This is a genomic window from Vibrio sp. T11.5, assembly GCF_027587155.1.
GTDB classification, from domain to species: Bacteria; Pseudomonadota; Gammaproteobacteria; order Enterobacterales; family Vibrionaceae; genus Vibrio; species Vibrio neptunius.
Genome location: NZ_JAPPTP010000025.1, coordinates 19,983 through 32,789, shown reverse-complemented (window position 1 = coordinate 32,789; position 12,807 = coordinate 19,983). Strand labels below are relative to the sequence as shown.

Annotated in this window: 11 protein-coding genes; 1 reads left to right on the top strand and 10 read right to left on the bottom strand. The window is 45.6% G+C overall.

Translation table 11 applies throughout. The features are described from left to right. The first annotated feature begins 22 nt into the window (after nt 1-22). Entirely contained in the window at nt 23-475 is a 453-nt protein-coding gene (locus OH455_RS19285) for an Lrp/AsnC family transcriptional regulator (RefSeq protein ID WP_045976860.1), read from the top strand. A 62-nt stretch (nt 476-537) separates the two neighbouring features. Here the strand turns inward: OH455_RS19285 and tssG are convergent, their stop codons facing one another. The 10 genes from tssG to OH455_RS19235 form a co-directional block, all read right to left on the bottom strand. Next, nucleotides 538-1,536 (bottom strand): type VI secretion system baseplate subunit TssG, encoded by a 999-nt coding sequence (gene tssG / locus OH455_RS19280; RefSeq protein WP_206369130.1) that lies wholly within the window; start codon nt 1,534-1,536, stop codon nt 538-540. After that, nucleotides 1,533-3,281, bottom strand: a complete 1,749-nt coding sequence (gene tssF, locus OH455_RS19275) for a type VI secretion system baseplate subunit TssF (RefSeq protein ID WP_045976858.1) — start codon at nt 3,279-3,281, stop codon at nt 1,533-1,535. Before tssF ends, tssG begins: the two co-directional genes overlap by 4 nt. Nucleotides 3,282-3,298: 17 nt before the next feature. Continuing rightward, entirely contained in the window at nt 3,299-3,709 is a 411-nt protein-coding gene (gene tssE / locus OH455_RS19270) for a type VI secretion system baseplate subunit TssE (RefSeq protein ID WP_045976857.1), read from the bottom strand. Between the two features lie 62 nt (nt 3,710-3,771). Next, complete coding sequence (gene tssC / locus OH455_RS19265) at nt 3,772-5,247, bottom strand: type VI secretion system contractile sheath large subunit (RefSeq protein ID WP_045976856.1); 1,476 nt, start codon at nt 5,245-5,247, stop codon at nt 3,772-3,774. 9 nt (nt 5,248-5,256) lie between these two features. After that, nucleotides 5,257-5,766: a type VI secretion system contractile sheath small subunit gene (gene tssB / locus OH455_RS19260; RefSeq protein ID WP_045976855.1), complete on the bottom strand. Its 510-nt coding sequence runs from the start codon at nt 5,764-5,766 to the stop codon at nt 5,257-5,259. 27 nt (nt 5,767-5,793) lie between these two features. Next, the gene (gene tssA / locus OH455_RS19255; RefSeq protein ID WP_269982481.1) at nt 5,794-7,359 is read right to left on the bottom strand and encodes a type VI secretion system protein TssA; all 1,566 of its coding nucleotides are present in this window, start codon (nt 7,357-7,359) and stop codon (nt 5,794-5,796) included. 3 nt (nt 7,360-7,362) lie between these two features. Continuing rightward, nucleotides 7,363-9,357: a serine/threonine protein kinase gene (locus OH455_RS19250; protein WP_269982480.1), complete on the bottom strand. Its 1,995-nt coding sequence runs from the start codon at nt 9,355-9,357 to the stop codon at nt 7,363-7,365. A gap of 212 nt (nt 9,358-9,569) precedes the next feature. Next, on the bottom strand, nt 9,570-10,523 hold the full coding sequence (locus tag OH455_RS19245) for a hypothetical protein (RefSeq protein WP_269982479.1): 954 nt from the start codon (nt 10,521-10,523) through the stop codon (nt 9,570-9,572). Next, nucleotides 10,520-11,503, bottom strand: a complete 984-nt coding sequence (locus tag OH455_RS19240; RefSeq protein ID WP_045976851.1) for a DUF2169 family type VI secretion system accessory protein — start codon at nt 11,501-11,503, stop codon at nt 10,520-10,522. Before OH455_RS19240 ends, OH455_RS19245 begins: the two co-directional genes overlap by 4 nt. After that, complete coding sequence (locus OH455_RS19235) at nt 11,484-12,800, bottom strand: hypothetical protein (RefSeq protein ID WP_269982478.1); 1,317 nt, start codon at nt 12,798-12,800, stop codon at nt 11,484-11,486. The genes OH455_RS19240 and OH455_RS19235 overlap by 20 nt, the downstream gene beginning before the upstream one ends. Between the last annotated feature and the right edge of the window lie 7 nt (nt 12,801-12,807).

The window sequence follows — 12,807 nt, the reverse complement described above, 5'->3', positions numbered from 1 at the left end:
AAAACAACGTAAGGCAGGATATATGATGTCAACTACTAACCTTCAGGGTTTAGACAAACTAGATCGGAAAATTCTATCTACTCTTTTGTCTAATGGCCGAGAGTCAATCGCTAACTTATCGCGAAACATTGGCTTGTCGCGTACCGCCGTCGCTGAACGTATCAGCCGACTGGAAAAAACCGGTATTATTAAAGGCTATACTGCGCAGATCAGAGTGGAAGAAGAAAGCGGCAACGCAGCCAGTTACTTGCTGATTTCATGTGAAAAAGGCAAGAAAAATGATGTCACGGAAGCACTTAAAGAGCTTCCTGAGGTGAGACTAACCAGTATTGTTGGTGGTACTTACGATATTATTGCTCTCATTGAAGCGCCGGATCTTCAGTCGATACATACCCTGTGTAATGAAATAGAGTCGTTTAGCGGCATTCAGTCACTCAACAACACAGTGGTTTTACATCAACCTATCCGACGCTAACCTTTGTCAAGGTTTGTGTAAGACATATAAAAAAACCCGCGAATGCGGGTTTTTTATTACTGTTAAAGCTGGCCGATTTGTTTGATTGAGGCATCTTTTGTACCTGGGTCGCCCAACCATATCGTCTGACCCAGTAAATTGCCCTCACCCTGTCCCAGTTCATTTTTAGGGATGGTATCAAGCCGAACTTTCATAATCAGATCCCATGCCAGCGGATCGCGTAAGATGAATTGCATTAAGCCTATTAAGGTCTTGTAGTTCTCCCTACCCGGCAGGAACGTTTGGTAAGTTGAAAAATCTATATCTTCTATACGCAGATGAAACTTACCCACCAAATCCGGCACTGTTTTTCCCAAGTGCAGATCCTGTCCAAGCACGCAATTGACGTGATTCAGCTTGTTTCGTTGCGACTTGTGGATAGAGACCCGGCGGTAGATCCACTCATCCACACTCACATCGTCCAAAGTGAAGTAGTGTGCCACAATGCCTGATATCAATTTCGGAGAACGTGTCCGAGTGGATAATTGACTTACGTATGAAAGAAGCTTTGCTCTGTCCAGCTCACTAACTTCAGCTTCTTGCATCACTGATGACAAGCCAAGTAGGTGTAGCATCCGTCCAGAAAACGGATCTTTGGCTTCACTCTGATATTGAATGTGGTAGCGGTACTTCTTCCAAACCCGATAAACCAACGAAATATGGCGATTGTGGAAAAAGTCAAAAAACTGTTTTACTGGGTTTTCTTCATCATCACGCCCAGCCAGTTTCTCGGTATAAGAAGAAGGTAAAGGAGAGCTTGAACCATGAAGACCAAGAAAAGTCACCTCTACTCGTGAATAAGGGTTACCGTCTACTTCATAATGCGACACATAGTCAATATCACTTCTCGGAAAGGCCAAGCTCGGCGAAACACTGAAACGAATATGTTCTTGCGAAACGTACTTGTTCTGCCCTATCCCGTTATAAGCGAATTCTGTTTGAGCTTGATAGTATTTTTCCAGCAGTGATACTGCTTGAAAAAAGCCAAACTCATGAGTTTTGTGTTCAATTTGAGTAATCATAGAACCGTCTGTTGCCCAGCCAGACTAGGCCAATGGTAGTTTTCACCCGTTTTCTCATCGAAAACTTCGAGCTCAGTGAACGAGTTTAAACTTGAGTACAAACGGATAAACTCGTTCAACACATTAACTAATAGGAACATATCACCTTCGTTAACAAAATGTGCAGAGTCAACCGTTAACGTAAACTGTGTTCCTCGAATTGCAGTACCTCGGAACACCCGATCTACTGGTTTCATTTCTGATTTTTTGATGCCATCAAGACGTTGTATCGACGCTCGGTGAGCTTGACGATCCACCCTAGAGTGGAAATCATAGGTAGACAACAGTACTTTAAGTACATCAATGTTGGCGAGTGATAGGTAGTTGAGCGACATATTAGCGATCAACTGCCATTGCAATTCACCATTAACCTGTGGGCTCACAGATTGAGTCGGTTTGGTAATATTGGAAAAACTCGCGAATGTAGTAGAGTTAGGTGACATGTCTTCCACATGCCCAACAGACAGACGCTCAGCAAGGTCACCGTTGCTACAAGTTAACTTCATCAACACCGTTTCGGAGCCCAGATCGGCGATATCACTGTTGTGGGTATGGAAAGAAATATAACGCTCCAAACCTCGCCCACTGATTCGTTCTGAAACCTTAGTTTTATAAAACTCGCGCTTATCACGCTGATTCACCTGATGTTCGAACGATTCAAACTCGATTAGCTTCTTACGGGTTCGCTCACTCTTGCTCCAAGTCTCTACATTCTCAATCGAGTAGACTTCGTAGTGATCCTGATTAGAGCTTTGTGGTCGAACCTTATACTCACTGCGGCGATGTTCGAGACGGATTGGGTCAGCATCTATGTCGAAAAGGTTAACAGCAGGCGTACAATGTAAGCGTAAATGCTTGTTCTTTATCACAACTTCAGAAGGTAGCGCTCTTTTGAACACAAACGACATGGTGAGGCTAGAACGGCTAGGCACACCACTTAACCAATCCAAATCTGTCACGTCGAAAAACATGAACTTCTCAGGCAGAGAAAAATACTCCTGAAGCAGACGATAACCGGCAAAAGAGTTGGCACCATAAGGTAGCAGGGCTTCGTCATCGCCAAAACCAACAGGTTTAATACTGCTCGCAGGGAGTTTTCTCTTGACCCCACCGCCTACATCGACCTCAATGTAATCAAGGTAACGGAATAACCACAAATACAACGTCCGTGTCACATGGACTTCGCCATGTAAATGGAAGCGCAATGAATCCATTTTTAGCCTAGACAGCTCCTGCCCATATTCGGTCGCAATCGTCACATCGACGTTTGAGCTCGTTCGGCTATTTGACTGCTCGATGTTCGTCAGGGTGATAGGATACAGCGAGATATCGTAACAGGTACGAAATAGGCACTCTGTCTCTTCAACCGGTTTACTCGCCATCTCGACGCCGCGTTTAACGACGATTTTCTCGGTCATACTTCCGAGATGTGGCTTGAATTCAGAGATACACATCGAAGGCACAGAACGCATGTAATGAGGCCAAAGCAACGTCATCAATGACTGTGTCAACTCTGGCAACTCATCGTCTATTTTTTCGCGAATACGTCCGGTAAGGAAAGCAAAACCTTCAAGCAGACGCTCGACATCTGGGTCATAGACACCTTCACCGAGAAAATTGGTCAGCTTTGGATGATACTTTGCAAATTCACTCCCGGCTTCTCGAAGATACGAAAGTTCATCTTGGAAATATTTACTGTTGCTCACGAAGATTTCTCCTGAATTTACACGTTGAACTGGCCATCAACGCCCATGAACACATTGATAGACATTGGTACCTGCCCACCGTTGTGAGAAACCTCACCGGTGATGCCAAAACTCAGCTGCAAGGGATTATGGAAGTCCTGTCGATAAGTGACTTCGATATCACCCAAGCGAGGTTCAAACTTAGCAATGGTCTCGCGAATATTCTGCTGAATATGACGCACCAAGTTTGATTGGCTGGCTAGGACATCATTAAAGTCAGGAAGACCATAATCATTGTCTATCATTGCATTCCCGGCATGCGTGTTTAGCAAGTCAGCGAGATGAATGTGAATAGATTCAATAAGATGTTTGTGAGAAACAACTTTTTCGTAGCAATTCTTGGGTTCACCCAATTCAATGCGTTCGAGTAAGCGATAACCTTTTTCCATACTGAACTCTAAAAAGAGCGGTCAGAAAAACTGACCGCTCGAAACTTAAACATATGCTCTGATTACTGGTCCAGTTTACCAACTAGAGACAGATCGAAGCTCGCACCCATGTACTTGAAGTGTGGACGAACAGACATTGATACCTTGTACCAGCCCGGATCGCCTTCAACATCAGATACTTCAACCTTCGCAGCGCGAAGTGGACGACGACCACGTACTTCTGCTGGCGGGTTTTCCTGATCTGAAACATACTGACGAATCCACTTGTTGAGTTCGATTTCTAGGTCAGAACGCTCTTTCCACGAACCAATTTGCTCACGCTGTAGAACTTTGATGTAGTGGGCAAGACGGTTGATAATGAACATGTATGGCAGCTGAGTACCCAGCTTGTAGTTCATTTCTGCGTTTTTACCTTCCGGCGTATTCGCGTAAACCTTAGGCTTTTGAATTGAGTTAGCAGAGAAGAACGCTGCGTTGTCAGAACCTTTACGCATAGTCAGCGCAATAAAGCCTTCCTCTGCAAGTTCAAACTCACGGCGGTCAGAAACAAGGATCTCTGTCGGGATCTTAGTTTCGATTTGTCCCATTGACTCGTAGTTGTAAACTGGTAAGTCAAATACAGCACCACCACTTTGAGGACCGATGATGTTCGGACACCAGCGGTACTTCGCAAAAGACTCACTGATCTTAGATGCCATCGCGTACGCTGAGTTACCCCACAAGAAGTGGTTGTGGTTGTCTGTTACCAACTCATCATAGTCAAATGCTTTGATTGGGTTGTCTTCAACAGAATAAGGGTTACGTAGCATGAAACGCGACGTACACAGACCTAGGTAACGTGAATCTTCATGTTCACGTAGACCACGCCATTTCGTGTACTGAGGACCTTCGAATACCGACTTCAGATCTTTCATGTTTGGCAGCTCTTCGTAGCTGTCTAAACCAAAGAACTGAGAAGATGCAGACGTGATGAATGGCGCATGCGACATTGCACCAACGTTCGCCATGTATTCCATCAGCTTGATATCTGGGCTAGAAGACGTTAGCTGGTAATCACAGATTACTGCACCAACTGGCTTACCACCAAACTGACCGTACTCACGTGTGTAGATCTGCTTGTAAAGGCCTGATTTTACAACCTCTGGAGCGTCTTCGAAATCATCCAGCATTTCGTCTTTCTTAGCTGAAATCAGTTCGATAAGGATGTTCTCGCGGAAATCCGTGTGATCAACCAAGTACTTGAGACCACGCCACGTAGATTCGATCGCTTGTACTTCTTCGTTGTGAAGAATCGCATCGACCTGCTTTGATAGCTTTTGGTCAATCTCACCAATCATCAAATCAACCAGAGACTGATCAACTTTTTCGGCAGACTTGTTACTTAAGAGTTCACCAATGAACGCTTCAACACCACGCTTTGCAACTTCAAAGCCTTCGTCCTGAGGCTTCAGGCGTGTTTCGGTAAGAATGCTATCCAGAAGAGAACCAGATTCGACCTGAGTCTCACTTTGTTCTGGAGCTTGTGCTTCTGTTGTCATAATATCCTCTTATTCGGCCTTTTCAGCGTCTTGGTTTTCACCAATGCTGAGTTCTTCTAGTAATTTCTTACGAGCTTCTTCATCCTGAAGAACAGCAGCGATCTTCTTACGGAAAGCAGGAACGTTGCCTAGTGGACCTTTTAGTGCAACCAGTGCTTCACGAAGCTCTAGCAGACTGTTGAGTTCTGGAACACTTTTAGCAATCGCCTCAGGAGTAAAGTCCTTCATGTTCTTGAACGTTAGATCAACACCAAGCTGTGCACCCTCTTCATCAGAAAGACGGTTTTCAACATTAACTTTGAGGTTTGGAGCATAGCCTTCCAACACTTCGTTAAAGTTGTCTTTATCAATATTAATTGGCGTACGTTCTTCAATTGGTGTCTCATCAGCACGTGCTGTGAAGTCACCAACCACCATCATATTCAACGGCAGTTCAACGTCTTCTTGCGCATCACCAGTCGCTGGAACGTAACGGATATTAATTCGCTCTTTAGGAGCTACCGAGCCATCGCGTGACATAATTAGTTCCTTATCTAATTGTGTTGTTTAGTTATAGATTGACTCCCACGCCTCAAACTTTGCAGGCAGCAATTCCTTGTTTGGATACAGCTGCTTCAGAATTTTTTGAGTTAATTCGTCTAATTGCAAAGAGAGGTGTGGTTCCCAGCCGCTAAGACTCATTTCGTCCCTGATAACCCATAACTTTTCAAGATAAGGCAAACAGAGCGCATAAAGACCAACAGCTTGGTAAGCTTTTACGATTTGTAAATGCAGCATAAATTGCCCTCGCCCTGAGCTATCCAGTTCAAGGTTTTGCGCGACTTCTGCTACGCGTTCTCCCAAGTTTTCGAGAGTTACATCGTCCATTGACACCAAATCGCCTTCTTGCACCACGACGCTAGGCAGTACTTGCTGCCCGTTACCGGTCGCCGATGAACGCGCTTTATTCAGCCATTCAATCGTTGCTTCGTTGGCAAATGGAATCGAATTCTTAAATGACAGCACTTCAATACCCGGCAGAGACTGGGCGAAGGCTTTTACCTCTTCCGAAACCGCTTGAGCCGCTTCTTCAAGGTTGAGGTTTTTTAACATCTGATAAACGTAGAAATGCCCAGTGAGCCAAAAAGGCGCATCCGTCAAAGTACGTTCAAGACGTTTAATCGTATCAAGATCACTTTCTTGCTTGGCTTTATCTCTATACTCAGACTGTTTGTCTTGCGAGACAGCAAGGATCAGCGGCGTTTCGTTATTCTGATGGTCTGGTAACTCTTCTATATCTGACCAGGTCAAATGCCTATGGATACGATAAGACAAAGCCAACTCAGGCTCTGCACTTAATAGGGTTTCGGCCACTTTTTTCAATGTACGCTTCGACGCCGTCGGCGATGAAAAATCGGTGTCAATGTCCACTTCTTTTGCGGGGCGTCTTATCGGTGCAGCGACCGAAGGCTTGGGTTGTACAGGTGTCACCTGAGCAGCTTTTGGCTCTGGTTGAGTTTCGGCAGGGGCTGGCTCGGTAGCCACTGGCTCTTGCGCCAGTTCCGGCTCAGTAGATGCCGAGTGTGACATGTCAACATTTGCGGATTGCATCAAGCGGTTGATCTCAGTGCGTAGTTCAAAGAAGTCCGCTTCCGAGTCTTGAAAAACCTCATCAAAGTGACGCTGAATCTCTTCAACACGATCATTACACTGTGACAACGCTTGCCAAGTCAGTTGTTCATTGGGCAGTTTAGGCAAGGCAAGCTTAAGCTGATGGTTAAGCCACTCTACGGCGCCGTCTCGACCACGTTTACGACGTGGGTACAAATCCGCACCAAAGCGCGCTAAAGACTCAGCCAGCAGTGAGAGCCCCTTTTCGAGACCACTTAATCCGTCACTTTCAACCATAGCGCGCGACAGGTAGCACATGGCTTTGAAGTCTTTACTATGCTGAGTAATCACTTCAGTGGCATGATTTTGAACCACTGACCAGTCAACCGTTTCACCAAACAAAGAACCAAACTTCTTAACTTCCGCTTCCATCATTTCGAAGCTAAATTCGTAACGGGCATCTTCACCGGTCGGTGATGCCTCATTGATAGGTTCTAAAAGCGCGTTAATTTCAACAGACATCCGTTAGCTCCTTGCATCTGGCTCATAATCGCTAATTGCACGTTTGACCGCCAACGCGCCTCGTGCAGGCTTGGATTTTTTATGACTCTTGCGGATAGCATCACTCGCCATGCTATTCAGTAATTGAGTGACTTCGCTGAATTTTTTCGGTGCATTGACTTCGAGATCGTTGAGCGATGAATTAAGCTTCGCCTTCTCGAAAATCACTTGCTCTGTCACCGTGCTGAATAGAATGTACTCGCTACGCGCAACCTTGAGTGCGCGAACCTTAGCGTTCAAATCGGCAGTATTTCCAAAATACTGCTTGGCGGCTTCTGCCTGATCAATGGCGCGTGAGTAATAATGCTGCTCAGCATTAGCATCAATGGTTGCGTAAACCTTATTCAAGACGGCACTAGGTAACACTTGGCTATAGTAATAAGATTCAGCCTGATGATTGGCCCATGCACTCTTCATGTAATCATCAACGGCTCTAGCTTGGCCACTCAAGATCAAACTGACTAGTTCAGCATCCTGTTTACCCATGTAACTAGTCATTTTTTGCGCTTCAACCGTTAATGTGTTCAGGTTTGACATCACCTTGTTGAATGAACGCTCGGATTTTGCAAACAATACGCCATCATTGTTCAAACTTGCATGAAGCGAAACAAGTTGGGAACGCATCTCGTTGAGTACCTGAGGAAAACTGCCCGCGAGTTCGCGTCTCAAGTTCAACGCGTCTTCATTATGCTGAAAAACATTAAGCAGTTTGGTTTGCTGCACTTGATAGGCATCCTGATAAGGGGCCATCATGACGACATCATTCGACATGTCATTTAATGCTTGCTCAATTTGCCATGGTGATTGTGCAAGAAATGATGCAGTTTGAGCAGGTTTGATTGTATTGGCCAAGGCGCTCGATTCACTAAAGCCTGGCTTGGCTGAAGGCTTCCACTCGGGCTGCATATAATCGTAAAAGTAAGTCCCCGTTACCAGAAGAACCGAAGCCACTAACGTCGCTTCCAAATACTTAAATCGACCGAAGGCAAATTTGTCACTCACGCTGTGCTGCGTCAGTACCAGATCGGCATTTCTAAGATTTGAAAAAATAGGCGCACTGTTATCCGACTTTAACGCCTGCGTATCAATACGGGCTAATGCCTGTGCAAACGAAATTGCCGTGTAGCCATGGGAGCGAGGTCTGTTAATAACACTTTTAAGCAGTGACCAAACATGTTTCGGTATCAGCTGGCAACGCTTGTTTTGTCCCAACAACTGACGCCAAACGTCGCCGTAGGACGAGCCGAGGAAGAGATGACCTGTCAATAAGGCTAATGAGTAAACGTCATCTTGCGGTTTCGCTACGCCACTCTCGACATACATAGGTGAGGCGTAATTCATACTCACCTCTGCTGGGCCCTGCGATTCCTCAGTGTAACGAGCTGCGCCAAAATCAATCAGTTTGACGCTATCATCTTCAGCCACCAGCACATTGGCAGGCTTAATATCTAGATGGCATACGCCTCGGGTGTGCATGTACTCCAGCGCACCAGCAAGCTGATAAATCATCCAGGCGATATGATCGTGACGGAAGCCCTTCTTCGAGTGTCTTTCTATTTTTTCAGCTAAGGATTCACCATGTATCCATTCATACATGATGTAGGGGCGATCAAACTCGTTACCGATCTTAATAAAATCAGCTACGCTTGGATGCTGAGAGATTTCAAGCTTACTGGCTTCACCAATCAGTGACGAATGTTCATGGCTAGAAGTGCCTTCATTGGCAACTTTACAACACACCTGTTTATCAGGCTCACCTTGTTTTGCTAGGTGATATAAGGTTGTATTGCCATTTTTTGAAGGAAAAGATTCAAGCACGTCGAATTGTGAGAATAAAACATATTCCAACTTGGGCTTGTTTCTCTGCGCTTCCTGCAGCTCTAGCTGTTTTTTTCTCTCAATCGCTTTATGAACTAGCTGATTGATATAGCTGTCGCTTGATCCATTTTGATCAGACACGTTCCACTCTTTAGCCAAATGATAATAATAACTAGGGAAGCATAATAATTAGTTTAAATATTGCTTTTCAACCGCATAAAAATAAAAAGCCCACTATCCCTATCAATTTAGGCATAATGACTGTAGAACCGACCTTACGTGTTTCTATTTTGACGGTTTGAGAGCAACACTTTTTATTCAAATGGATCTACCATCCAGTAGATTTAAACCAATTAGGCATCTTCACACCGAGATATTCTTAATAAACCGCGATCACCATCTAACCCATACATAAACAAGCAAGCTGGGTCCGATGAAGGATGCATTTGGGAGAAGCTGCACAGCAAAGCCATCGCAGACGATTGCCCTAATGTTCCCCATAAACCATTGATAAGCACAGGCTGCTCAGGGTTAGTGAATTTCTCTGCTCTTGCGCCGAGGGCAAAGCCATAATCCTCGGTATGATGTCGAGAATTATTCAAGTCAGAATAGATATAGCCTAAGTGGTCAAAAGCCGCTCCAGCTTTGCGAACCAAGCGCATCATACCTCTGCGATCCGACGTGTTCCATTCAGCCACAAAGTAGTCAAGCGATGCAACGGGCTTTAACTTGAGAGTGTCAACAATGTTTTTCTTAGTGAAAATGACACCCCCACCACCTTCACTGGGGATCAACCCCCATGGATTTTGAGTTCCTTGCACATTGTCATCGGCAATCAGTGGGGCTAACTCACTAAATAAAGAGTCAACCGCGATACAAAGAACCGCATCTTGCTGATTTAGGATAGTTAGGGAATCATGGATAAAACGCGGTCCGCCAATATGGGTAATGTCGATCTTTGACAACCATTTGGCGTGTTTACTCGCCTCTACCCAAGCTTGTAGACGGTTATTATCCGTCGACTCAGGGACAGAGATCACCACGGGAACAGGCCTAAGCGTTTTGGGTAGCTTAGCTAACATAGAAGAAAGCAGCGAATCGATCATTTCGACTACCCTTTCTTGCTTTTTGTCTGCTTTAATAAAGTCCGCTTTAGCGAAAGTAAACTTATCGATACCATTTTCAGCGGGGTGCTGATTGAATCGTGCAAGGTCAGCTTTGGCGACAGCGAGTGAAATATCTAGGTTCATGCCCATTGGCGTCAATACATCAACATCAAGAACGTATCGACCATATACATTACTCATGCGCTTTCTCTCGCTTTAGAAATCGTGGAAGACACCAGCAGGTGTTCTTTGCCCTGACAAGGGAATGAAGCGTTGTAGCTAATCGTAAGACGTTGTTCTTCAGTATCAACAAACAGTGTGTACATTGCCATAGCAGCGCTCAGCTTCTCTTCACCAAAATCGGCCACAGCGACATACTTCTCTGCCGGAATGCGAAAAGCCAACACGTCGTCATGAGAGAAACCACTCATCATCAGGCGCTCACCACCTTCTAAGAAGCCATTACACTGCTGGTCTTCAGGGGCAGATTGGTAAAACTTCGGGTTAAAGTCTTCGGGCAATAAGGGGCGTCTATGCTCTTGCCAAGCATCATCAAATGTCCCTGCGTACTTAACCCTCTGAGTAAAAAAGGGCGGGATAGGCCCAAGGCCTGCTACGCGCAAGTTTTTGGTGTTAGGTGCCCATTCTTCATTAGGATAAAACACTGACGGAACTGGCATTGCCATCAACTCAGCACTGCTTTTCGCCACGCCACAACCAACACGGTTACGCTCATCCCCACCCAATGCTCTAGAGTAATCAATCTCAGCTTCAACATACGCTGTTGGATGAGAAACCGTCACTGTACCACCGTGTTCGACCCACTTACGTTCACCATGAACAGCAATCGTCTTGTCGATATGACTATCGATGAGGAGACGACACTCGTGATAAGTCACTGGGCGCTTAGCGTAAGCGCGTGCTTTGCCGTACACCAAAACGTCGGTATTTTGCTTTGATACTGGAAACTCATGGTCGACTTTCATCGCCGACATACCAGCTTCACCGAGATAAACAGGGTCATCGTAGATCTCCTCAGCCGGGACCTCTTGCCATGAACCCTCGTTGAGCTGCCATTGTCGTTTAGCCGCTATCACCCACACTTCGTGACCATTTTGATCACGCTGGAAGCGACCTTTTACTAGCAATTCCGTTTCTTGTTCAATATCCCAAAGTTGCATTCTGATTCCTTAGGTTAAATCGTTCAATCGCAGCGGATTGCTCAGATAGCTTACTAAACAGCCAGTTTTGTTGTATTGCAGGCATGGCCCAATTCCAAGGAATGTAGACACGACCATGAATACAGAGATGACGCCATATCCAGGTTCGGTAGTTAGCGGGGATATTGTGATCCATCATGGCTTGGACACTCGATTCAAACGTCACAGGCACGCCATGGCGAATCGCTGTGTTGACATCGCTTTCACCACAATCACACCAGTTTTCAAGCACCGCCACCGCTTGTTCCCATTGATACTCAACCCCCAACAGATGTGGGTTGAGCGGAAAGCGCTCACCGTAGACAACATAAAGGGCAAACAACCACTCCTCCTGCCCATCTTCCAGCGTCATGAGGTGTTCCAAAGCCGTTTCAATCCAGTCTGGGCGGCCGGTTAACACCATCTGGATTGGCGCCATTTCGAGACTAGGATCAAACTGGTCAAACTCGACCAACTCAAGCAATTTAGCGTATGTCGCCACCTGCTCACTGAGCAGCGCTTGCTGTTCAATACCAAAACGCTTTCTAAACCAAGTTCCACGATCATGCTTACAGAGCAACAACTCAAACAAGTACTGTTCATCGTTGTCGATTTCATTAATCCACTCGATACTGTCTTCGACATCAAACTTGGCTAACACCGGATGCACTTCCTGTGCTTCAAGCGAGGTTTCCTTCAACCAGTGTTTGGCCAAACCAATACTTAATGTCTGGCGCAGCCGCAACGCTTCAAAGCACAAGCTTCTCATTGAGACTTTGCCCTCGACAAGCTGCGTTAATGTGATATCCAGCGTGTGTCGTTTGGAGTGCAGTAACAACAGAGTAGCCTCATTGGCGTCGATGGTTTCAGCCACCTTTATTGCTGCAAGAAGGTAGGCCGTGTGCGGCTCGAATTCAGGCTCTAACATCAGCCAAACGAAAAGCGCTGGTGCGGTGTCTTTTAGCTCGTACACCAGCCCCGGATGAAGCTTATAGAAGGCGATGTAAACCTGCTTAATCTCTGCCATCTGGCGTTCAACCAAACGGAGGTAGTCCTGCGAAGTCGCTGGATATCCTTTGCGATGCAACCTTACCCATTGCTTAAACAGAAAGGACAAGGACTCTATCGCGACCGCTGATTTCTCATGACAAAACTCAAGCCATGCTGGGCGCATATCGCTCAGTAGCGCTATTTGCTCATCTAATGTTTGTATGACTTGGGTTAAATCACTGTCACTTAACGCTGAGCTAAGCTGTTGTTTGGTAATTCTTTGTCTCATACTCTAT